Annotated in this window: 28 protein-coding genes and 3 pseudogenes; 15 read left to right on the top strand and 16 right to left on the bottom strand. The window is 33.4% G+C overall.

Annotated features, from left to right (window positions below; genetic code table 11):
• Positions 1-499: 499 nt before the first annotated feature.
• Complete coding sequence (locus ACMT7R_RS09340) at positions 500-1,006, top strand: ferredoxin family protein (RefSeq protein ID WP_415311410.1); 507 nt, start codon at positions 500-502, stop codon at positions 1,004-1,006.
• A gap of 561 nt (positions 1,007-1,567) precedes the next feature.
• On the opposite strand, the gene ACMT7R_RS09335 is transcribed toward ACMT7R_RS09340, so the two are convergent.
• The 4 genes from ACMT7R_RS09335 to ACMT7R_RS09320 all read right to left on the bottom strand — a co-directional run bounded on the left by ACMT7R_RS09335 (position 1,568) and on the right by ACMT7R_RS09320 (position 4,150).
• Positions 1,568-1,927, bottom strand: coding sequence for a hypothetical protein (locus ACMT7R_RS09335; protein WP_415311409.1), 360 nt, complete (start codon positions 1,925-1,927; stop codon positions 1,568-1,570).
• Between the two features lie 1,097 nt (positions 1,928-3,024).
• Complete coding sequence (locus tag ACMT7R_RS09330) at positions 3,025-3,303, bottom strand: SemiSWEET family sugar transporter (RefSeq protein WP_415311408.1); 279 nt, start codon at positions 3,301-3,303, stop codon at positions 3,025-3,027.
• Between the two features lie 97 nt (positions 3,304-3,400).
• Positions 3,401-3,820 carry a hypothetical protein gene (locus ACMT7R_RS09325; protein ID WP_415311407.1) on the bottom strand — a complete coding sequence of 140 codons (420 nt, stop codon included), beginning with the start codon at positions 3,818-3,820 and terminating at the stop codon, positions 3,401-3,403.
• A 108-nt stretch (positions 3,821-3,928) separates the two neighbouring features.
• The gene (locus ACMT7R_RS09320) at positions 3,929-4,150 is read right to left on the bottom strand and encodes a hypothetical protein (RefSeq protein WP_415311406.1); all 222 of its coding nucleotides are present in this window, start codon (positions 4,148-4,150) and stop codon (positions 3,929-3,931) included.
• A 590-nt stretch (positions 4,151-4,740) separates the two neighbouring features.
• On the opposite strand from ACMT7R_RS09320, the gene ACMT7R_RS09315 reads away from it, so the two are divergent.
• The 7 genes and pseudogenes from ACMT7R_RS09315 (at position 4,741) to ACMT7R_RS09285 (ending at position 6,881) form a co-directional block, all read left to right on the top strand.
• A complete protein-coding gene (locus ACMT7R_RS09315; protein WP_415311405.1) occupies positions 4,741-4,995 on the top strand; it encodes a hypothetical protein in 255 nt (84 codons plus the stop codon).
• A 218-nt stretch (positions 4,996-5,213) separates the two neighbouring features.
• Positions 5,214-5,576: a hypothetical protein gene (locus ACMT7R_RS09310; RefSeq protein ID WP_415311404.1), complete on the top strand. Its 363-nt coding sequence runs from the start codon at positions 5,214-5,216 to the stop codon at positions 5,574-5,576.
• Between the two features lie 219 nt (positions 5,577-5,795).
• The gene (locus ACMT7R_RS09305) at positions 5,796-5,987 is read left to right on the top strand and encodes a hypothetical protein (protein ID WP_415311403.1); all 192 of its coding nucleotides are present in this window, start codon (positions 5,796-5,798) and stop codon (positions 5,985-5,987) included.
• Between the two features lie 31 nt (positions 5,988-6,018).
• Positions 6,019-6,066 (top strand): annotated as a pseudogene (locus ACMT7R_RS09300) (hypothetical protein); the annotation flags it as partial.
• 3 nt (positions 6,067-6,069) lie between these two features.
• Entirely contained in the window at positions 6,070-6,291 is a 222-nt protein-coding gene (locus tag ACMT7R_RS09295; RefSeq protein ID WP_415311402.1) for a hypothetical protein, read from the top strand.
• Between the two features lie 10 nt (positions 6,292-6,301).
• The gene (locus ACMT7R_RS09290) at positions 6,302-6,445 is read left to right on the top strand and encodes a hypothetical protein (protein ID WP_415311400.1); all 144 of its coding nucleotides are present in this window, start codon (positions 6,302-6,304) and stop codon (positions 6,443-6,445) included.
• A 295-nt stretch (positions 6,446-6,740) separates the two neighbouring features.
• On the top strand, positions 6,741-6,881 hold the full coding sequence (locus ACMT7R_RS09285; protein ID WP_415311399.1) for a hypothetical protein: 141 nt from the start codon (positions 6,741-6,743) through the stop codon (positions 6,879-6,881).
• Positions 6,882-7,141: 260 nt separating this feature from the next.
• Here the strand turns inward: ACMT7R_RS09285 and ACMT7R_RS09280 are convergent, their stop codons facing one another.
• The gene (locus ACMT7R_RS09280; protein WP_415311397.1) at positions 7,142-7,642 is read right to left on the bottom strand and encodes a cyclic nucleotide-binding/CBS domain-containing protein; all 501 of its coding nucleotides are present in this window, start codon (positions 7,640-7,642) and stop codon (positions 7,142-7,144) included.
• Between the two features lie 212 nt (positions 7,643-7,854).
• Here ACMT7R_RS09280 and ACMT7R_RS09275 point away from each other — a divergent pair, with 212 nt between their 5' ends.
• On the top strand, positions 7,855-8,244 hold the full coding sequence (locus ACMT7R_RS09275) for a methionine-R-sulfoxide reductase (RefSeq protein WP_415311396.1): 390 nt from the start codon (positions 7,855-7,857) through the stop codon (positions 8,242-8,244).
• A gap of 151 nt (positions 8,245-8,395) precedes the next feature.
• Here the strand turns inward: ACMT7R_RS09275 and ACMT7R_RS09270 are convergent, their stop codons facing one another.
• From ACMT7R_RS09270 to ACMT7R_RS09235, 8 genes and pseudogenes are all read right to left on the bottom strand, one after another.
• Positions 8,396-8,953: a dihydrofolate reductase family protein gene (locus ACMT7R_RS09270; protein WP_415311394.1), complete on the bottom strand. Its 558-nt coding sequence runs from the start codon at positions 8,951-8,953 to the stop codon at positions 8,396-8,398.
• 304 nt (positions 8,954-9,257) lie between these two features.
• Complete coding sequence (locus tag ACMT7R_RS09265; protein WP_415311680.1) at positions 9,258-9,470, bottom strand: hypothetical protein; 213 nt, start codon at positions 9,468-9,470, stop codon at positions 9,258-9,260.
• Between the two features lie 4 nt (positions 9,471-9,474).
• Positions 9,475-10,014: pseudogene (locus ACMT7R_RS09260) on the bottom strand (hypothetical protein).
• 423 nt (positions 10,015-10,437) lie between these two features.
• Complete coding sequence (locus ACMT7R_RS09255) at positions 10,438-10,755, bottom strand: hypothetical protein (RefSeq protein ID WP_415311392.1); 318 nt, start codon at positions 10,753-10,755, stop codon at positions 10,438-10,440.
• 254 nt (positions 10,756-11,009) lie between these two features.
• Positions 11,010-11,474, bottom strand: a complete 465-nt coding sequence (locus tag ACMT7R_RS09250) for a hypothetical protein (RefSeq protein ID WP_415311391.1) — start codon at positions 11,472-11,474, stop codon at positions 11,010-11,012.
• Positions 11,452-11,898 (bottom strand): cation diffusion facilitator family transporter, encoded by a 447-nt coding sequence (locus tag ACMT7R_RS09245; protein ID WP_415311389.1) that lies wholly within the window; start codon positions 11,896-11,898, stop codon positions 11,452-11,454. The genes ACMT7R_RS09250 and ACMT7R_RS09245 overlap by 23 nt, the downstream gene beginning before the upstream one ends.
• A 71-nt stretch (positions 11,899-11,969) precedes the next feature.
• Positions 11,970-12,401, bottom strand: coding sequence for a cation diffusion facilitator family transporter (locus ACMT7R_RS09240; protein ID WP_415311388.1), 432 nt, complete (start codon positions 12,399-12,401; stop codon positions 11,970-11,972).
• 132 nt (positions 12,402-12,533) lie between these two features.
• Positions 12,534-12,737, bottom strand: coding sequence for a hypothetical protein (locus ACMT7R_RS09235; RefSeq protein WP_415311387.1), 204 nt, complete (start codon positions 12,735-12,737; stop codon positions 12,534-12,536).
• 261 nt (positions 12,738-12,998) lie between these two features.
• Here ACMT7R_RS09235 and ACMT7R_RS09230 point away from each other — a divergent pair, with 261 nt between their 5' ends.
• Complete coding sequence (locus ACMT7R_RS09230; protein WP_415311385.1) at positions 12,999-13,958, top strand: SPL family radical SAM protein; 960 nt, start codon at positions 12,999-13,001, stop codon at positions 13,956-13,958.
• Positions 13,959-14,206: 248 nt separating this feature from the next.
• Positions 14,207-14,653 carry a hypothetical protein gene (locus ACMT7R_RS09225; RefSeq protein ID WP_415311384.1) on the top strand — a complete coding sequence of 149 codons (447 nt, stop codon included), beginning with the start codon at positions 14,207-14,209 and terminating at the stop codon, positions 14,651-14,653.
• A 354-nt stretch (positions 14,654-15,007) separates the two neighbouring features.
• On the opposite strand, the gene ACMT7R_RS09220 is transcribed toward ACMT7R_RS09225, so the two are convergent.
• The 3 genes and pseudogenes from ACMT7R_RS09220 to ACMT7R_RS09210 form a co-directional block, all read right to left on the bottom strand.
• The gene (locus ACMT7R_RS09220) at positions 15,008-16,123 is read right to left on the bottom strand and encodes a Rieske 2Fe-2S domain-containing protein (RefSeq protein WP_415311383.1); all 1,116 of its coding nucleotides are present in this window, start codon (positions 16,121-16,123) and stop codon (positions 15,008-15,010) included.
• Positions 16,124-16,192: 69 nt separating this feature from the next.
• The gene (locus tag ACMT7R_RS09215; protein WP_415311382.1) at positions 16,193-16,849 is read right to left on the bottom strand and encodes a flavin reductase family protein; all 657 of its coding nucleotides are present in this window, start codon (positions 16,847-16,849) and stop codon (positions 16,193-16,195) included.
• A 3-nt stretch (positions 16,850-16,852) separates the two neighbouring features.
• Positions 16,853-17,440: pseudogene (locus tag ACMT7R_RS09210) on the bottom strand (flavin reductase family protein).
• Positions 17,441-17,824: 384 nt separating this feature from the next.
• Here ACMT7R_RS09210 and ACMT7R_RS09205 point away from each other — a divergent pair.
• The 4 genes from ACMT7R_RS09205 to ACMT7R_RS09190 all read left to right on the top strand — a co-directional run bounded on the left by ACMT7R_RS09205 (position 17,825) and on the right by ACMT7R_RS09190 (position 22,528).
• Complete coding sequence (locus ACMT7R_RS09205; RefSeq protein ID WP_415311380.1) at positions 17,825-18,265, top strand: SDR family NAD(P)-dependent oxidoreductase; 441 nt, start codon at positions 17,825-17,827, stop codon at positions 18,263-18,265.
• Entirely contained in the window at positions 18,246-18,782 is a 537-nt protein-coding gene (locus ACMT7R_RS09200) for an SDR family NAD(P)-dependent oxidoreductase (protein ID WP_415311678.1), read from the top strand. The genes ACMT7R_RS09205 and ACMT7R_RS09200 overlap by 20 nt, the downstream gene beginning before the upstream one ends.
• A gap of 203 nt (positions 18,783-18,985) precedes the next feature.
• Entirely contained in the window at positions 18,986-20,467 is a 1,482-nt protein-coding gene (locus tag ACMT7R_RS09195) for a PQQ-dependent sugar dehydrogenase (protein WP_415311379.1), read from the top strand.
• 294 nt (positions 20,468-20,761) lie between these two features.
• Positions 20,762-22,528, top strand: a complete 1,767-nt coding sequence (locus tag ACMT7R_RS09190; RefSeq protein ID WP_415311378.1) for a spermidine synthase — start codon at positions 20,762-20,764, stop codon at positions 22,526-22,528.
• Positions 22,529-23,007 lie beyond the last annotated feature (479 nt).

Below are 23,007 nucleotides of genomic sequence, written 5' to 3'. Positions count from 1 at the left end.
TTTTGACAACATATTATGGTTGTACTTCAAACAACTAGTATTGTGGACTCTATTGTAGCATGGATAATAAAACTGAAACTACTATCTTTCCAAAGTTAAGGTACAATATCTTTTTAGTATTATAACTAGGATCTAAATTCTTGTATTTTACAGCTGATAACATGTTAAAAACACATGAAATGGTGCAAGACCAAATTTTATGGCCACATAGATCGAAAATTAGAAAGAATAGCCAAAAGCATTAGACTAAATTAGAATCGAGGACATAAAAAGAATATAAAGATAAAAATTGACAAAGTAGATCGGGATCCAATACTAAACTATTGTTAAGACATAGCTTTTTGGGTTAAGATATACTTCATTAGTTATTAAAGTAACTTAAGAAATCAATTGTTACCCTTGAGTAAACTAAATAGCCTCACTCAGTTTGCTAAGAAAACATTATCCAACTTTTGAGTAAATATCTGAATCTTATATAGTTTCATGTAAAGGTTAAAACATGACTATAGATCCAGATTTTCCAAAAAACCATGTTGTGATTGGCAAACATTCAACTTCTAATGGGGATTATTCGCACTTCGTGTGGGGACCAGGAAGAAAGGATGCAGAATCCTCAACTAATAAGGATGTACAGGATGCGTACAAAGCTAGAGGAGAGGAGTATGTTCCTCTGGGTATTCACGGGACATTTGTCGCAGTAGACTGGGATTCTTGTATTTCCGATGGAGCATGTATCGAAGCATGTCCAGTTCAAGTATATCAATGGTATAGGTCCGAACAAGATGTTCCGGCTATCGAAATGGTAAATGCAGTAAGTGAGGGTATAGGAGATGACCATAACCGAGAAGGTAGAAAAGATTATACCGACAAACCCGATCCAATTCGAGAAAGTGCTTGTATATGGTGTATGGCTTGTGTTACAGTATGTCCAACCAATTCCATAAAAGTGGACGAGGCCAATCTGCAAGTTCACGAAGAACAAACTCAGAAATTTGTAGAAAGTTAGCATCGTAATTAGCAATTACCAATTCGGTTCTTTTGAACCATAAATTTGTTAATCAAGTGAACAGACATATTTCAAATCTACGAGCACTTGAATAAATAAAGCATGTTTAGAAGGTACTTTTAGATAATATCAATCAATCAAAAGTAAGAGGTATGTATAGACCATGTTGGAAATACGAATCCCAAACTAATTGATTAGGATATCCATAATATAAAAGGCAGTAATTTACATCCAGAAAGTGTGTTTCCACTTACCTGGATGCAAACATCATAGCCTAAATGATGTATATTATAATAAGTATTTAGAAATATTAAATATTCTGATATGTTAGTAGTTTGGAATTTTTGAGCATATTAATGGAATTTCTTAGATATTCAGACAAACATATGTAGAAATCGGTATTGGAAATAAAGGTATCGCAGAAAAGATATGGATTAGTGGGGCCAATGTTCATACCCTACAAGAAAACTTGACTTTGAATGCTGATGACCTGAATTTTAGCAATTGATTTCAAAAAAATTGTGGCTGTTTAACTGTGGTCCTCAAGTATAGTTATTTCAGTTAGTTATCATTGTTATCGTCATTGCTGTTATCATTGTTATCGTCATTGCTGTTATCGTTACCACCGATATAAATTGGAGCAAAACAATCTCTTATCTGTTGTTCTGTAGCAAATCCCTCTATTCCTGCTTCATCTTCAAGACAATTCTGAAAATCATCATAATCTTGTCTGTCTGAGTTATTGTCGCCACCGCCAGTATTCGCTTGGCCTTCATCACTGTCGTTGGTTTGGTCATTAGAATTTGATTGGCTAAGAGTGTTTGATTGTGCGTGCGAGAGGTTCAATACATTCCCGGAGGAAAGCAACATTGCGCCTATAGCGAAAAAGATACCAATAACCATTATTTTTTTATTAATCATTTGTAAAGTTTTTCGTTCAATAAACTATAAAAGGGTAACAAACAATGAAAAAATATATCTTTACCTGCCAATTAGATGCACGTCCTTAAAAATCAAGCCTTAAAGACTGAGGACAAAAAACCAAGTTGAAGTGCGATTTAACATACAATCATCTGCAATTAGTGATCTTTTCAAGAGAACCATTTGATCCCATCAAAAATGAAAATTATTTCTCCATGTATTTGAATAACCGGTCAGATAAGGTGATCTTGAATGTGATTCAGCCGTTCCATCCCTAAAGAAAAAGCCAAAGTGAATATTCAGTAATATATTCCCGTGCTAATTTTACATGTGATGTCGACTAGTAAGTTATGATTATCTTTGTTCACTGAAAAAGAAAAAGAGTATATTAAATCCCAGAAACTTGTGAGGATGGCGACTGTCTCTTCTAATTCAACTTCAGATATTGCATGTATCAACCAGATGTTGTTCCAGTGGGGTTTGATTATGATGGGGAGGATCTATTTGTATAGAAATCAAATCATTTACTTGTTTATATTCTAATTCATACTTGGGCTTGGCCTGAAATTTTTTAGATACCTGTGTATTAGTCGTTATTTTCCCCATCCTTTTGCTTTTTTCTCCGGATCAAAAATTTATCAGTCTTGTTCATTTAATCATCAGTTACCCTTGATACTTTAACAACCGTCCTAAAGGCAATCCAAAGTATATCAAATACATATACATTTTTAATTTGTGTATATGATAGTTAAAAAAGAGTAGCCAGTAAGTAGTTTTCCCAATTTATTGACTAACAATTGATAAAAATTTTCTTAAATCTAATTCTTGACTTCCTTTTATTTTCATTAAAAAAAGGCGATAGTTTATGAATAAATTCTGAAGTATTTTTGATAGCAAATAAAATCCCAAGGAATAGGAAAGCACATTTATCTACCGTTACGATGAAACAAGTATTTCTAGTGAAATACCAAAATTAGGAATAAGATATGGTCGTGTTATCTCAAATACCAATCAACTGCCGTGCTTTTGCTCATCTGTTTTTAGGTAGCAGATACTAGGAAAGAAGTTCAAAGAAGAACTAAAATTATGATTCCGTATTATTCTTCCTCCAAAGGCTCTTTTGAATATTTTACCTTCAAGACTAACATACAGATATTTAGTGATACTCCTATAGAGTTACCAATTATTATGACAACGTCTGATCGTCCTATTCCATAAATAACCCATAGAAATAAACCCCCTATCAATACAAGAAGAAAACGTATAGAAACATCGTTGGTATCTTTTGTTTTTATTGCCTTTCTAATCTGTGGAAGAGTACTTGCAACTGTAAACGCAGTGGCTAAAAGGCCTATGAATGTTATTAGAATATCCATGATTTATCTTGTCTTTTAACCAGCACAAATTATGAAAAAGACTTGCATAATCCCCGTTAGAACGAACTTGTAATTTTCTTAGAATACCAAATCCATGTTAGGCTTTGCTTCCTGGTGGGCCATAGATTTTATCATTTTCGTCTCTTTCTAATCGTGGTCCTATGGAGGCTCGTCCACCTCCTGCTCTAGAGCCATGTATGAATTCAACATCATCCATATTGCTCAAGTAAGAGAGTGTCTTGAAGTTAACTCTATGTTCTACTGCTGCATGACCACCATACTTTTCATCTTTATGAAAACCAGGTAGAACACCCAAATCATGTAAGATGGATTCTCTGAAATTCTCTTCATCAAATCCCTCTCTCAATTTTATTTGAAGATTATAACCGGGGTAATCGTCTTCTTTTAGATCGCCAAGCAACTCAACTATCAAATTCTTATCCACTTTGGGTAGACAAACTTCCATAGCGTTCTCAAATTCTCGAAACCTATTTTTTATATCATCAGTACAATCCATTTAATGGAACATAACAATAATAGTTTAAATAATCTAGACTTTTTTAGATATAGTGCTTATTTACAAGACATTACTTAAAAAAAGTATCATATCAGAAAACCAAGGGAATTAACCAATACTAGACGCATTACCATTATTTCTATCATTTCCGGTATTCCAAGGTGTAATAATTAACGAACTATTGCCTATTGATTGTGTTTTTGTCCCCAATGACGAATTACTTGTAGACAAGTCTCCTTGAGCAATGACGGTCGATATCCACCCATACGTAGTTACTAGAATCATAAATATTGAAGCGAAAGAAATTATAGAAAGTAATTTATTGTCCATAACGTATTTGCTTAAACAATATCTTTTATAATCCTGATAGATTTACATATATTATTTAATCAGAATAACAGGATAACGTAGCTATGGTTTATTGTAATGTGTATATATTTAAGATTACAGCCATTGGAATCATATATAGCTCTGGAACACAAGATAATATCTGTTTATATAACACTGATCCTTAAGCTCTCTAGAATATACAATCTTTGGATCAAAGGTCTTGGTCAATTAAGATTTTTTCACCATCATAATTTGTTTGCCTATCAAATTCCAGACCATATCAGATCTTAATAGATCCGATAGACCCCGATAGAAATTCAATGGATCTTGTCTATTGATTCAGTTTGAAACCTATGCTCAAATATAAGTATACATTGTATTATTACATAAAGAGCATCCATAAGGCAACCTTGGTCAACAACAACAAGAAAATTTCTTTCAGAGTAGCAAATCACGTAAAAACCTAAAGAATCAAGACGGGTAAAAAATATCATTCTACAAAAGAATTGATATATTAGAATAACTTATTTTTTACCATTTATGATACTATTTTGTCAATTCTATTTAAGTAATGTTATACTAAATCTATCATGAGTTCAAATATAGATTGGAATGACGTGATAAAGAAGGAAGCAAAAGGTAGCAACGATTTTGATCTTGGAGAGGTTCAAGAAGTTTCTAATGGTCTAATCCTGACTCAGCGAGGCATAGGAAACAAAGAGATTTTCAGTATTCCTCAATATAAAGTGGAAAGTTATGATGGCAAAGCTTTAAGATTTGCTGTTTCAGAGGATGAGGCACTAAATAAATTTATGAAAAGATTTGATGCAGATTCAACAAAGTAGTAAATGGAATAATTATAGATTATTCGATCAATCAAAATTTCAAAAATAATATCCTAATCAGTGAATCGCTTTGGTAATTGTATCTACTTTGATGATTTCTTTTCATCGGCAATAACTTCTAGTCTATCTATCTCAAAATTAACATTTCAATTTTAAAGGATCGAATGATGACATTCAAATCAATCACTGTATAAAAACTATAAGTACCCAGTGTATTTATGAGCAAATATTCGACCGAGATAATAGAATGTTTAGTATCTTGGGCTCAACAGTTACAAGACTGTAATGGCGATTCAAAATGCATACAACAATGTGGCACTGATTTGAGAAAAAGACTGGATGATATTTTTCCTTCATCTACAAAATTGGACTTTGATAATGACAAAATCAGCTATATTTTTTCTACGATATTTTTCTTATCTAATCGATTAAATAAAGCACTAATTGGATTAGCTGAAGTTGATAAAGCCATAACCAATCTAGAAACAAAAAAGCAAACGTCAATTGATCGTGAAAGGACTGACCAGGAAAGACAAGCATTTCACAATACTTTAAACAGGATGCTTTCAGACTATTACTAAAAATTAATGCTATAAAATCTTGTTTTGAATGAAATTCAGTAACTCTTTACCACATCCTCCTTATATAAGATCGACAAATTAGAACAGAGCTTTTCGTATGTGGTGATGCTTAAGTCATTCATAGGAGTGGTTTTATACGAATAGAGTGCTATTTGTATAGAGCAATTCTTTTGATCATGGAAGAATTAGGAGATTCTTAAATGGACAAATGAAAAGAAGATGAGTAAAGAAATCCATTTAAAGAATCGACCATCTGGATACGCAGATATAGAAGATTTTGAGATTGTCGAGGTAGAGATTCCAGAAGTGAAAAAAGAAGGGGAGTTTCTAGTTAGAAATATCTGGATGTCTGTTGACCCTTTTTTGAGAATTTACATGGTGAATGGAAAAGTAAAGCATTATCACCTTTAGAGCTGGACAAAGTAATTGATGGGGGGAGTGCATAGGACAAATAATAGAATCCAAAAGTTCAAATTTCAAAGTTGGAGATCATGTGAAGGCAAACTTTGGATGGAGAGAATATTGGCTATCCAACGATATCAATAGTGAAAAAAATGCTATTTCAAAAATCGATTCCTCAACTGCTCCATCACAAAATTTTCTAGGAATTCTTGGAATTACAGGTATTACGGCTTATGTTGGGCTGTTTAAGATAGGCGAGACCTCAGAGGAAGTCAAGAAACCGTTTTTGTATCTTCTGCGGCTGGAGGGGTAGGATCTATTGTATGCCAATAGCAAAGGTAAAGGGCTGTCGCGTTATAGGTAACTGTGGAAGCGACGAGAAAGCAAGATATCTTGCAGAGGAAATTGGAATAGATCACATCATAAATTATAAAAAAAAGGAATTGGCAATATTTCTTCTGAATTGAAAAGAGTCTGCCCAAGTGGGATCGATATTTATTTTTATAACGTTGGGTGGGAGAACATCTAGAAGCAGCAATTGACAATATGAATATTTTTAGAAAGATAGTATTATGTGGAACAACCTCCCAATATAATGACGATACTCATTTCACTACCTAATCTGATAAACCCGACAGTCAAATCGAAAGATCAATTCATCCCGGACCTTCCAACCTTTCATGGGCAGTTTCACACAGATTAAGACTCCAGGGTTTTATCCGGAGTGATCATCTCGATGTATTAGACGAATTTAATTACAAGATGTCAAAATGGATTAGCGATGATAAGATAAAGCTAAAGGAAAGTATTTTTGGGGGACTAGATAGAGCACCAAAGGCTTTTGTCAGTTTATTTAACGGTCACCATATGGGTAGATCACTTGTACGAATAAGCCCAGAATAACACTGATCTCATTTTTTACACCACGGTTTTTAACACTCTTAATATGAGCCAGCCAAGAAAATTCTTTAAATCATGTTAAAACCGATGCTTGCTAGATTGAACCATAATTTTTCTCTGTCTATCTTTTTGGGATGTTGAGAACGATGCAGTATTAAATGAATTCAACAACAGGAAATTTACTTGATATCGTGAAATTATCCTGACAAAAACAAATAGAAGGTATAGTGTATCGATAGCAAAGTATACAAGAACTGCCCTATTTATTTATAATAGGAATTACTAAACCAAAAACGTGAAAAATCTTCGTATACATCTTTTTGAGGGATTGGAAAATCACTTGCTATAACAGTAGTAATCAATTCCTTGCTATTCATTAGTAGATTAAATATATCATGGTCAGAAACGATACCTGCAAGTTTATTGTCTTCCAAAATAATTACTCTCTTTATCTTTCGCTCATGCATCAATTTCATGGCATCTAAAACGGATGCATTTTTTGAGAGTGTAATTAAGGGATAACTCATAAGTTTTCTGATTGGAACTTGCAAGTCTGATAATGAGAATGTGCTAACTATTCTAACAATGTCTCTCTCAGTAACAATGCCTACCGGATTCTTGCTGTCATTGTTATCAATAACTACAACAGAACCGATATTGTTGTCTACCATAACCTTTGAAGTATCAAAAATATTTTGTTCTTGATCAATTACTTTAACATCTTTAGTAATTACGTCCGAAATACTAATTGATTCTAAACCCATGATTTTTCTACTGCGTACTTTTATTTTAAACTATATGACAAGTTAGATTGATAAAATACACTTATCATAATCCAGTATTGTCTCCACGGTCTATTATTTATAGGAGATAATTATTTTTGTCATCCGCTCAAGATAGTTGATTACGCATTATTACATCATTGAATAATACAACACAATAGTCTTTAAATCCAATACCGAGATATTTACAATATATGAGTTATAATAGATTAACACCAGAGGAGGAAAAAATAATTATAAATAAATCAACGGAAGCTCCTTTTATTGGTAAGTATGACAATTTTTATGAAGAGGGAACGTTTATCTGTCGAAGGTGTAATAGTCCGCTCTTTTCATCCAAAAGCAAGTTTGACGCTGGATGCGGATGGCCAAGCTTTGATGAAAGCTTTCAAAATGCACTGAGGCATGTGCCTGATCCCGATGGAATAAGAACAGAAATAGAATGTAAAAATTGTGGCGCACACCTAGGACATGAATTCCTGGGTGAACATTTGACAGAAAAAAACACTCGGGAATGTGTGAATTCACTGTCCTTACATTTTATCCCAAAGGGAGAGCAACTACCAAAAGTAATTCGGTTATAAACACCCTATATTATACAATTAAATCATCAATGGATGTTTACCTATAACAACAGGTATTTTGGAGACCTTGATAAATCATACCTGTTTAAATGGTAGAAATCCTTTTACAGTACAAGTATAATAGTTATACAGTACGTGATTTCAAAAATTCTTAACCCTTTATTAGTTTAGTGATCCTGTATTTGTTTTGTATAAAACCAAATTCATAAACTGTTGTTTTTAGATGATTCAGATGTAAATCTTTTGATACTAATTTGCTGAAAGATTTTCCTCTTCCAATGATAATTGGTACTATAGTAACAGTGATTTCATCAACTAATCCTGCTGATAAAAATTCTTGTATCACCAAGCCTCCATCTATATATATATGATCAACATGTTGGTCCGATAATTCGCTGATCAATTTTTCAGGAACAAATGTACTAGAAGTAGTTGTAAATCTCTCCAGCTTTTCGGGGATTTGAAGGTTTTTTGTGGTCAATACAATTAACCTTTTGTCCATGTAGGGCCAGTTGTCAAAAACTTTAACCTGTTCGAAAGTTTTTCTTCCCATAACTATCAGGTCGACTGACTCGATGAAATTATTAAACCCGAAATCCTCTCCTGGTGTCACATTCTTATTCGCTTCATCCAACCAACCTATATCACCGTTCTCTCTTGCAATAAATCCGTCTAAACTTGTTCCGATATAAACTGAAACCTTGACCATACTCAAATTCTTAAAGTGATGATAATAAGTATATCCAGCATTTTCCTTGACATGAATGCATTGAGTAATTTATTTCAAATATTTTAGGTAGTAACTTCTTAGAGATCAGTCAGTATTTTGTTTAGAAAATTCATCAAAATTTACATCAAGATTAATGCTAAAACCTTGAGGATATAGTAATTCTTGCAGCAGACCTTGTATTATGATTGTCAGTTCCAGTCCAAATTGTTCACTTATTAAATTCAGATTCACTTTGGACCATAAACAATCAGGCGGTTTGCAAATTCAATTTTGGATTTAATCATTAGCTCAAATTGAATTTATGTGGATCAAGGGTTATTTTCGGGTATTCATGCTTCATAGACTCTAAAGTCCTAAACAAAATTTTTGAAACAGCCCAGTTACGAAAATATTTGACATTTGCTGGAATAATAAACCAAGGAGCCCACTTCTTGTTTGTGTGATTGAATATGCCTCCATAAACATCTATGTATTTTTGATAGTTCTTGTGACCTATTATGTCACTCCGAAATTTTCCAATGTTTATTAGGATCCTGTATTCTAGTTAATAATCTCTTCTTCTGTTCCTGTTTACTAATATACAGAAATAATTTAAGGATAAAAATATTATTTTCTGATAAATATCTTTCGAATTCATTTATTTGTCTGTGTCTTTGTTTTAGTAAATTTCAAGAAATGGCACCCATTACTACGGGTTCTGTTATATCTTCATAATGTGAGCGATTGAAAATGCAGATCTGTCCTTTCGCAGGAACTGCCTTATGAATTCGCCAAATATAATCATGAGACAATGCTTCATCATTTGGAATCTTGAAGGATTTTATATAACAATTTTGTGGATTTAGTGCTTTCATTACGTGACTGACAGTACCATCTTTTCCGGAACCATCGATCCCTTGTAATACTACCAACAATGATTTTTTGTTTTCAGCATAAAACTTGTATTGTGAGATAGAAAGGCTTTCCGAAATTCCAACCAATTCATTTTCGAGATTTTTTTTGGAATGTACACCTGAGAGATCTGGATCCCAATGATCCATCTTTAATTTCTTTTGTGTTTGACTTCTATGATTTAATTGAAACGTGGTATATGGATCCATAATTACGTTGAAAGCATATATTGATTTAAATTTGTTAACACGCTTGATCTGAAATTAATTGTTTTCAATCACATTTGTATAAAACATGATATTTTTAATTGTTTGATATTTCAACATTTCAGTACTATAATTATCAAATTAATTTATGATATTCTTTTTGGACAAGACACAGCATTGCAGAAATTCATGATGTTTTAAACACTGGAATATCATTTTTTTGTTACACATCATCTATCACTGATCTGGAACATTGCTGGTCATGTCTTGTACTATTATGAAAGAGTACACGACAGTGTTAATAGGGGTTGTAGATGTTGAATAAAACAATATCAAGAATAAGCGAAATGAAAAAGGATTTACTAATTAATTATTTTCCATGCATGATGGTAATTTTCCTCCATGGCTATCAAGGTACTCCCTTACTATCTGATCCTTTATTTGTTCTGCATTATCTGTAACTAAAAAGCTAAAACGTCTGGCTTTACTTATGCAAGGATCCGACAATGAGTCTTTCAAGGATTGTTGCAAGTTGGTACCACTTCCGATATATAGTATTTTCATATTAGCATGAACCTTAAAAACTCCCGGCTTGTCGGCAACAACTGCAGCCGTTATATTAGAGAGGTTAAAATCTAACCATTCAGACCAAATGTTTGTTCCTTTCTCATCTTTTTTATTCATAGTAGACACTTAACTTTCGAAACCTAACTATAAAAAGAGTTTAATTTATTGATTCAAAATGATGAGTATTTCATATGGTAATCCAACAAGATGAACTTGCTACAGAACTACGTGGACCTGTATTTTGATCTCGTATCGTCTTGATGCATTGATAATATATGATTGAAAAAGTGAGCTGGTTTGATTTGATTACAGGCGATTGCAAAAATCTATTGATCGAAACAGAATCATTCAACGGAGATTTTATTTGACTTCTAAAGAAACCATTTTTCCCAAAAGGCATTATCATTGGAAGACGAGTCAACCAAATAATCAGGCGGCTTATCAAGAATTTCATCATTTACTCTAATCATCACGGCTGTTGAGTAATTAAAATTCTTCATAATCCCGATAAAAATTGGATTAATTGTTACTTCTACATTATTATTAGTCATATTATATATTCTTAACATGGGTAACGTATATATATTTTTGATATTATCATAAATTGCTAGATACCACCCCTTATTTTTAAATTCTGAATCTATTCCAAAGTGGGGTATAATTATAGTATATATGCGGTTTTTATTGCCTAAAGGATCAAAACGGCTTAATACCCAAAGATATGTCGTTTCAAACTTCCTATTCTTATTCGGATCATCATTCAAACTAATTGTGAATACCAATTCATCACTATCTTTGTGTTCTTTTTTAAAATCATGATTGTTTAGTTCGCTCAAGTTCTACGTAAATCTTAGAAGATGCGGCATAAGGTATAACTTGTTTAACCTTATTTTCAATATTATCAATTACTGATTCTATAGTATCTGTATCTAAATTATCGACCAAGCTTACTTCTAGAGATATTAGTACATCTTCGGGTGCAAGTTGCATAGAACTAATTGAAACTATCTTGGCCACTTCAGGTATTTGGGATACGATTTGATAGATTTTCTGATTGTCTCTTTTTGACATGGATTCGCCTATGAGTAAATCTTTATTTTCTCTGGCAAGAAAGAATGCAAAAGCCATTAGCATCAATCCAATCAAAAGTGAACCAATAGCATCATATACAAGATTTCCAGTAATTTCTGAAATAAATAACGCAGCAGCCGCTATAACAATTCCCAAAAGTGCAGCAGAGTCTTCTACTATAACAGTCAAAATTACGGTATCTTTGTTTTCTTTAAATTCCTTGATTATGGCAATAATGCCAAATTTTTCACCCTTGTCTTCTATTGCATCCTCAAATAATCCAAGAGCAATTCGTAATGCATTAGCTTCGAATACAAAGATATTGCCGAGATTAGATAACTTATCGACACATTTTCGAATCTATGAGATTCGCTCCCCAAAATCGAACCTAATCCTTGCTCCAAAGACAAAATGCCCGAAATACCAAATATAAGAGTAGCAACGATGAAAGACCAAAAGAACTGTTCTTCCCCGTAACCAAAAGGGTGTCTTTCCGTAACATGTTTTTTACTTGTTCTTATACCAACCAGAAGCAAAACTTGATTGAAGGTATCTGAAAAAGAGAGATAGGTTTCAGCCCACATAGAAGCACTTCCCGTAAATAATGCGGCTATTAGTTTTGATATCGCAATTCCTAAATTACCAAATAAAGCAGCATAAATGGCTTTCTTAGAACTGCCAGGACCCACCATAATAAAATATTGTTATAAACTAATTTAATAAGGAATATAACAATTATAAAAGAGAAAATAAATATCCTCGGCTACTAGCGTTTTAGACTATATCATAAATCTGAGTGAATAAATTAATTAACTAAATTTGCATCAGTCTTTTTTTATCTCTCTTAGGATGTCAATGATAATATCTAATTTTTTTGATATTTCAGCTAAATACTCGTTAGTCTCATCGATTCGCTGATTAGTAATTTGTTGGCTATCTTTTGTAGGAACATCATCAATACTGGGTGTAATATGATTAATAGTGTTCGAAATAGATCTCATCAGGTCATCTGGATAGGTCATGGACAAATTACAAGTACACATAGAATATATATTAATATGGCTAAAAAACATGTCAACTAAAATTCATCACACACACCCCGGTGATCACCCGATGATGAATTTAGCCAGTTTAGTTGTCCTAATTTTTGATCAAAATCATCTAACATGTAGACTTTTTACTGAAATCTTAATACAGAAATGCTTTTGAGACCAGCATTACTATAATCAAGTCTTATCAGAGTATTCAGATTGATTTAACTATTATGCAAGTCATATAAAACTATGGAGATGTGGTATAACAAAAACAGCGTGCCAACATTCGATAACAAGACAAGCAAGAGTATTCTCCATCCCTTTACGTTTGGAAAGTATAGAGGTCATACTCTGAATGTCTATCAAGGGTGTCAGCATCGATGTGGATACTGTTATGCTACTTATGAATGGTCTCCTGAGTTTTATGATAAAATATATGCCAAGAGTAACGCACCAGAATTGCTGGAAAATGAAATAAGGAAGTGGAGATCAGGAACTATCGAACCTGTCATGATATCGTCAGCAACCGATTCTTACCAACCGGCAGAATTAAAGTTTGAGTTGACCAGGAAATGCGTCAACATACTACAGAAGTACAATATTCCTTACTATGTGTTTACAAAATCATCATTAATATATAGGGATTTGGAACTTCATGAACGGTATAAAGATAATTGTTTTATAGTGTGGTCCATCACAACCTGCAATGAAAACATTAGACGTTGCTTGGAGCCCGGAACTCCTCCTGCATCCATCATGTTTAAAATTATAAGAAACTTTGCTAATAGAGGAGTACGATGTGCTGTAAATATCGATCCAATAGTTCCGTTAATTACTGACTCTTTTGAAAATATCAACACAATTATCACTAATTGCCGGGCTGCAGGTGTTAAAAATGTATTTGGAGCTTTTTTAAGAATTAGATTTGATATTTGGAAAAGAATGAAAATCGTGTTCAAGTTGTTAAATGTAGATTCAGATCTATTTGTTACAAACTACAATAAACTGTATAACTTCACAGACCCAATCCGACATGATTATAACTTGAGAATAGACAGAAATTATGAAATTGATTTTATGCAAAATCTCGAAAAAAAAATTCGGGAAAATGGAATGACATTTGATTTTCCTAGTTTAAAGGGAATTAGCTACAACAAGAATCTCAAATTCAAAAATGTTGACAAGAATCAGCTTACACTGACCAACTATGTGTAGTTTGAACATCCAAACAAATGACACAGAGAGGAGACAAGATTACAAAGAGATTGGAATAGTTCTGCAAGTCTATGTTGATTCAATTATCTTCTTTCCGTACTATCAACAGGAAACAAAATTAACGTTATGTTACGATCATAAATATTGACAGATTGTTATAGTATCTTATTACCTAATATTTTACCATAAGGATTTTTGATACAAGTTATATTGTTTATTATTCGGTAATAATTACCAAATTGATCCGTATGAATAAGAAACAAATATCTATCATATCCATAATCACGGTTTTAACTATCGCAATGACCTTGTCTCCATTAGGGTCGGGCTACAATTTCAATACAGTTTTTGCTGGTGGTAACGATCATGATGATGATGATGGAAATCGTGCATCACAAATAATAGCTCAAGTTCAGCGTTCTATACAGAACAGCCAAGTAGTATCTGGTGGTGACTCGATAGGTTCTGGTAACAACTTTAACTTCCAAAACCAAGAAAATGAAGGAAATAATGCTTTGGCTCAAGATTCAGATGATGATGGCGACGGCAATAGTGCATCACAAGCAATTGTTCAATCTCAATCTTCAGAACAAAACAGCCAAGTAGTATCTGGTGGTGACTCGATAGGTTCTGGTAACAACTTTAACTTCCAAAACCAAGAAAATGAAGGAAATAATGCAATAGGTCAACAGTAAGACCTATTTTTATTCCATATTATTCATACTTATGTTGATTTTTAATAAAGACACTCGAGTCCTAACGCGAAAGTAACAGAGAGCAGAACACACAAGTCCACCGTAACTAGCTCACCAGGTTTATCTGAAATTAATGCTATATTTACATAAAAAAAGTTACGAGCATATCGAGGTACATATATTCAATATCTGAATTGTACAAATAGAAAATCCTATTTCAGATATCAATTCAAAATCTATACCTCTACTACTAGGCCTTTACATTTTATCCATGTGGAAGGCCCACAACCTTGTAAATAGAATTATTTGGTGATAATGCAAGTGCAACATATTAATTCCACTAAAGGGTTCAAATTATTTTTTTTCTCTCATTTCTATTTTTCTCGCCTTCCTTCCTGAAAGCACTACTCTTCGTTTGAAAATATCAGTTACTACTAGAATTTCAGCCATTTCTACACATCTTCGGACCAAATCCTTGGCACCGTCTTTTAAGTCGCTGCTATTTTCCACGTCAATCATATTGTTTTCCATATCTTCAGCTGACCAACCCCTAGAGTGTGCAATGAAAGGAAAAGGTGGAAACAAGAATCCAAGTTCTGCAAAGAAACCTAACATGTGCCCAGCAACGTCTTGAACGTTATCCTGTCCACCAGTTATGATAAAAGACGCTACCTTATTCTTAATTAGTATTTTATTCTGAATCGTTATTTGATTTTGAATACAGTTAAGTCTCTCTGCCATTTTGTAGTACAAGGAGCTGGCCGCTCCCCATCTTATGGGAGTAGAGATCATGATAACATCTGCCCAATGTACTAACGCTTCATACACTCTATCCAGCTGATCACTTGAATCCATTTGAGTTATAGAGCAGGGCCACGTACATGCTTTAGCACTTTTAGAATAGTAACCCTCACAGCTTCTAAAATGAAGTTCATTTAATCGAATTAGCAAAGTGTCACATTTTAAATCATTTTTTGCATGATCTAAGGCGATTCTAAGTAATTTCTCAGAAGTAGAATATCTGGGATTATCCTTATCCATAACTGTGGTCGAAATTCCAACAACTCGTATTGGCCCTTCCTTTCGTGTATTATTTCTGGAAAGTGGATGAGGTGAATGTAGTTTTTTGTTCCTAGTCGTAACTGGGTTTAGATTTATAAACAATTCATTATTCTCAATTTTAAGGCGATATTGAGGGACTCGATCGTCCTCAAAGCCAGGTTCTCCAAAGCCAGTAATTCTATGGAATTTCCAATTATGCCATGGACATACGACGTAATCACCATCGTCATCTAACCTGCCCTTTCCCAGGGGACCTCCTACGTGATTGCATGTATTAGAAATAGCTCCGAAGTGTCCATTGTGGAATGAGAGAGCGATTGTTAGTTTGTTATTTATCTTGATTTCTTTAAGAGGTGTTTTCTTATAATCATCAACAGGTCCTAGTTTGTACCAATTCTCTCCAGCCATATTCTTCTCCTAGTATATAGTCTAGATTAGACTTTATTTAAGAATTAGAAACTAAGAAATTTTCATTTATTAATTTTGTTCATCTAGTTTATTTTTCCATTCGTTGTAACTCTGTCTTGCAAATCTAAAAAGGCTTGCAGTAGAACGGGTGTAAAAATCTCTACCGTGCATCCTTCCCACAGGCCTGATCAGCTCAGTAAGAACATAGTGGTCATTTTCTCGTGAGGTCACATATTTCTCGTCAATATGCAAATAAATTATTTCTCCTATTACCACTCGATCATTTCCTATCTCGAGTGTACTTAAATGACGACACTCAAAATTAGAAACAGATTCTTTGATTCTGGGTGGCCTGACTCTTACAGATGATAACTTGGTAAACCCGGCGATCTCGGATTCATCCATTTCCGGAGGAAAGTCGATTGATGTAAGATTTACCTTTTCTATTATATCCTCATTTACTATATTTATTACAAATTCTCTTGTTTTTTGAATGTTATACCCAGTATCTTTTAAACCATATTTACGAGATTCATCTTTTCCAATCCCAAGAGCTACTATTGGGGGATCATTTCCCATTAAATTAAAGTATGAAAACGGTGCCGCATTAACTACATTATTCTCATTTATAGTAGTCACGAATGCAATAGGTCGAGGCACTACCAAGGAGGTGAGAATAGAATATCTACTGGAAGAGGATAAGTGGGCAATATCAAATTCGGTCATATCTTAATCATCTATATTTTGGGGATTGTTCTTCCTATGTTTTTCCAAAGTGTTTTGTATCCTTTCACGTTCCCCCTGAGTAGGTTTAACCACGTCCTTTAATGGCCAGTATCTCCCATTGTGATAAATTAGTGATTGTTTTTCTGGATTGCTAGTTGCATCCAGTACCTCACCAATTAACATTATATGATCACCGAACGTTATTTCATTAAACAGTTTGCACTCTACATTTAGCGAGGCTTCTTTCACCATTAATGCATCAATTGTCTTTGCTTTATAAAATTTAACTCCTAACTCCTTTAGAGCAGAAATTTTATCATACTTTCTTCCGCTATATCCACCTGATACACTGGATAAAATTGACTGACTTGTAGAGCACAAATTTACTCCAAACTCCTAAGAAGTTTGTATATTTTTTACCGTTGCTTTGGTAGGACCCAATGAAACTGCTACTAGTCCCGGAAAATAAGATAGATGATGAGTCCACTCACACGCCATTATATTGTCATGATAAGGTCCATTAGAAGTTATTAATCCAATAGTGGTGGCAAACTTGTTGGAAAATGGAGATCCCCAAGTAAATCCATGCATTTTTGTTAAAGAATAAGGAATTTAATACTGTGGGATATAAAGAACTACACTGGTACGATTCTGTGCTAATTACAAGAAAAATAGAAGAACTAAAACCTTCCATAGTAGATTAATTCCTCATCAGTCAATTGAGCAATCTAAATTTGTTAGTAGGCTTTTTCACAATTTTACTCAATTAAAATTACCAAGAAAAGAATTTTTGTGAAATGGTTATGATTAATCTTATGTCCCTGTTTACTCAAAATATCGACCAAAAATTTGGGAAACTTAATTGTGCATATTGTATTAATCATTTTCAATATTTTATATGCTTGCAAAAAAAATAACTAGGGCACGACACATGCACACACTTTAAGATACATTAATCAAGATCTTTAATGTATCATGAAATGGTACAACTTTTTTATAAACAACAATGCGATTACATCAGGGATTGGAGACTATAAAGTAGTAAAATTATTAACTCATGTTTATAACCTGATTGTGTTATGTCAAAAGATCGAAAAAGCGGTAGCAGTTGTAACAGGAAGTTCCACTGGTATTGGATTTGAGACATCATTAGCCCTTGCGCGCAAAGGTATCAAGACATGTGTTACCATGAGAGACACTCAAAAGTCTGTACATTTAGAAACGATCGCTCGAGAAGAAAACCTGCCAATAAAAGTATTTGAAATGAACGTGCACAATGATAATTCGGTTAGCAATGCGATTCAGAAAATGGTCAATGAGTATGGTCGAATTGATATCCTAGTTAATAACGCAGGATATGGACTCTTTGGAGCCTTGGAAGACTTTACAATTTTAGATTTTAAAAAAACAATTTGAGACTAATGTTTTTGATGTTATGAGAGTAATTCGAAATGTTCTTCCAACCATGAGGCAACAAAAAAGTGGTATAATAATCAACGTTAGTTCTATGTCGGGATTGGCGGGAATACCTTCTCAATCTGTTTATTCAGGTACAAAATTCGCAGTTGAAAGAATAACTGAATCCTTGTCATACGAATTGGAACCCCTTGGGATCAAGGCAATACTAATTGAACCCGGAGTGATAAGAACAGAGTTTGTAAAAGATTTAGTTATACCCGCAAATAAGTATGAGATGGGCATGAGCGGAAATCCAATGGATAAATCATCAATCAATGTGGAGTTAAATGACATTTCTTCGTCATCTTCATCATTTTACAAAGATACGATAAATAGATTCTTAACATTTTACTTTAATGCAATGAATAGAGCACCTCACCCAGTTATCGTCGCCGACGAAATAATCAAAGTTATAGAAAAGAGCTCTATCCCATTTAGACTGATCACAGAGAGACATAGAGACAGAGAGAAATAATATGATAATCACAAAATAATTTGCCTATAGTATGCATGCAGTATTGCAACTAACGTATTGAGACCATCATGTCTATCTAATATTTATTATAAACTGGCCTATTGATGCGCTCCAGACCAATTAAAAACCAAAATATTTTAGTACACACAAACATACAAAAAACGAACACACCAAGTTAGCTAGTAATTTAATGAGGTGATTGAATGAAGAGACTAGTCATATTATCAGCAGTTTTGATAGTTCTAATGTGGATTGGTTTTAAATACGTGGATCATTCGGATATTACCAATTTGTTCACGATGCCTTTCCAAAGCGAGAAGTCAATAGAAATTAACCCCAATTATCAAGACAGAATTAGCATAGATTTGATCGCAAAAGGTTTATCACTTCCAACAAGTATGACTTTTGTAGGTAACAATTCCATATTAGTATTAGAAAAGGATCGAGGAAATGTTCGCCTGATATCAAATGGGGTCCTGCAAAAAGATCCTATTTATACTGTAGAGAATATCTCAAATGAGAAAGAACGAGGTTTGTTGGGCATTGCTGCACTTGACAAGTCCAAAGTCCTCGAAAAAATTCAATTCGATAATGATAATCATAAATTCCCAACATCTGCAAACAGTTTAATAAATACATCCTCATCCCTTAGAACTCCACATACCAATGATTCTACATTTAAAATATACCTGTATGTTACAGAAAAAACGATTGTACCTTCTAGTATCTATAATAATACTAATCAGCGTTTGAGTGAAACTACCCACAACAGAGTTTATGAATACAATTGGAATGGGTCTGGCAATGGAAATTTATCAAATCCCACTCTTTTGCTCGATCTACCAAGCGGACCCGATCCTTTTCATAATGGGGGAAAAATGCATCTTGACAAACAAGGAAATTTGTACATAATAATAGGAGACCTGGTTACCATAAATAATACTTTACAGAACTATCCAGGCGGAAAAGATAAATCTATTTCTGCGCCTAATAATTCATCCGTTATCATACGAATCAATCCTTTATCCGAATCAATTATCCCCAATGATAATCCATTTTACTCCTATTATGATAACAATACCACCCTTCATTCAATGAAACTATATTATTCTTATGGAATAAGAAATGGTTTCGGATTAGACACAGATCCATTAACTGGAAAATTATGGGATACTGAAAATGGCGAAAGTAATTATGATGAAATCAACCTTGTCCAACCAGGCTCTAACAGTGGATGGAATAAGATAATGGGTCCATTCGGTAGAAGTAACAATACGCTACTTTCCGATTTGGTTTTATTGAATGGGTCCCACTATTCTGATCCTGAGTTTAGTTGGCGAGTTCCCGTTGGTGTTACAGATATCGAATTTTTAGAATCTTCACACCTTGGTAATGATCTAGAAAATAATATATTTGTAGGAGATATCAATAATGGTAATGTATATCTATTTAAAGTAAATTCAAATAGGACAGGGATCGATCTGCAGAAGAGCATATTTACAAGTGAGAAAGAAAAAGGATTGCAGGATTTAGTAGCTGATAATAAGAATGAACTAGAGAAAATCATTTTTGCAAAGAATTTTGAAGGAAGAATTACAGATATCGAAACAGGAACGGATGGAAGTTTGTATATATTAACATACTTTGATGGTCGAATATATAAAATATCTGCAACAGAAAGATAGTGGGTATGTCTAAGAATTAATTTTATCAATATCAAAAAAGATCGTAAATTTAGTTTGGATTGAAATGATGTTGATAACTGCATCTTACTATTATCGACTTGAATGCATGTTAAAGGGTCTTCCAATCATTGAAATTATCAAGTAATACAAATAGAAAATTAACATTGCATATATTATTTGTCCAATTGATTGAGAAAATGAACGATCACGTATGAAACATCATATGATTTAATGCAAAAGTCATGAAACAAGACAAGATAAATAGAGTACTGACAGAAAATAATGTAACCAATATTGATACTTAATGGTCCTTCACGAGCATTTACAATACTTTCACTACTTGTATTAGTTGCAGGTCTTGTAACAATGTCTTTGGAGTTTTCTGTTAGCAGGTTACTTATTCCCATTTTTGGAAGCACAATTTACACCTGGGGAAGTTTAATTGGAGTTGTTTTGGTTGGACTTAGTGGCGGGTATCATCTTGGAGGCAGATTAGCTGACAAAAATCCGAATTTTGAGAAATTTTGCTCTATCCTATTCTCAGCTGGGCTGTATATCCTATTTATTCCAATGATTTCAGCTATAATCATTGACTTTACTATTGGGATAACAAATACATTGACAGACCCTAATCTTGATAGTTATGCAAGCAATCTTAATTCGCTAGTTGCTACATTCATTCTAATCATAATCCCAACTCTTTTACTTGGTATGGTTTCTCCATATGCAGTAAAACTAGCCACCAAATCTTTAGATAGACTAGGAAATACCTCTGGAAATCTGTATTCAGTTTCAACGATAGGAAGCATAGTGGGTACATTCGTAACAGTTTTCATACTAATTCCGTTTGTCCAAATCAATCATGTCCTATATGGCATGGGAATATTATTAGTAGTAACATCAACTATCAAATTAAGAAATTTTGTAAAAGCAATTGCATTGATTCTCTTGGTAATTGTAAGTATATCGATATTTTTTGATGATGTAAATACGATATCGCTAGATTTTAGAAATTTGCATTTCCACCCAGGTATGGTAATTTATGAAACAGAAACACTGTATAGCCATTTAGATGTAATAGATAATTATAACTCAATAAATAATAGAGTATTATTCTTAAATGGTTACCCTCACAGTATAATGGATAGATCAGACCCGAATACTCTTGAAAGCAAGTATACTAAATTTTTTCCATTGGGATTGATATTAAAAGAAAATATTACAAAGGTTTTATTCATTGGAGGGGGAGGCTTTTCTGGTCCAAAATACTTTCTCCAAAATTATCCCAATATAGCAGTCGATGTAGTTGAGATAGATCCTAAAGTAGTTGAAGTTGCCAAAGAATACTTCTTTTTAGATGAATCCAATCCCAAACTAAATATCTACGTACAAGATGCCAGAGAATTCTTGAATAAATACACGGGAAGTTATGATATGATAGTACTTGATGCATTCTCAAAGAGCTATGTTCCCTTTCATTTGATGACGGTAGAATTCTACAAGTTATTATCCGATAAATTGTCAAACGGCGGTGTGGTGATATCGAATCACATTGGTTCACCCAGTAATGCCCAAGCAACCTCTGATTTGTACAGAGCAAACCTAAAGACATTTTTACAAGTTTTTCCAAAAGTTTTTGTTTTTTTAACCGATCACTCAAAATCCCTTCAGAATATAATACTAGCTTCAGTAAAGGGAGGACAGATCGATGAGTACGATATATCGGACAAATTCGAAATAGCTAACCTGCAGGAATCTACTTCCAAAGTTATAGAGGAAATAGATTATCAAGACTATGTACTAGAAAACAATCTGATTGATAAGAATGATGTTCCAATAATAACAGATCAGTATGCACCAGTAGAAAAATTGCTAGACCCAATCTCTAGCAAGCCCTACAGTATAGAGGAACAGAGCAATAACAAATCTTCGTCTTTTGGTGTAAAGGTCAATAGTTCGTCCATAGCTATCCTTTCTTTACCTGCCTTTTTATTTATCATCATGACTATTACGTGGATCTTTTTCTTAATGCAGATTTGGAAGAATAATAGCTTCCAATAATATCTCACCAACACCAAGTACAGTCCAGTATATATCATTTTGAATAATTATGCAAGGTAATTTGTATTGGGGGTTAATTTGCTTTAAAGAAAAATTAATCACTGACGATACATGTTTTTCATGATGTCAAAAAAAACAGATCTTTGATGCTATATAATTATGCACCTATTCTGGATCAACAATAAAGTTTTAGCTGGGTAATGTTATAGAATGGAATAACCGTAATAAAAATGGATATTATTGGAAATCATTAAATAGATCTTCGTTCATATAACTATTCCTACCACCACAGGGTAGAATCATCAAAACGGATGAATACCACCCAAAGAGAAAAGGAGCAAAGGCTACATTCATGTGATAAGTATTTTCAACTAAATGTCACTTGTGACAATGATGTTGATTAAACAAAAGCACGAAGGGTTAACGAGACACTTATTGATGCCTTTGCCCTTTTCTCAGTTTAGATTAATATTATGGTC

This window comes from Candidatus Nitrosocosmicus sp. FF01 (assembly GCF_047711275.1).
Taxonomy (GTDB): domain Archaea; phylum Thermoproteota; class Nitrososphaeria; order Nitrososphaerales; family Nitrososphaeraceae; genus Nitrosocosmicus.
This window is presented reverse-complemented; position numbering and strand designations above follow the sequence as displayed.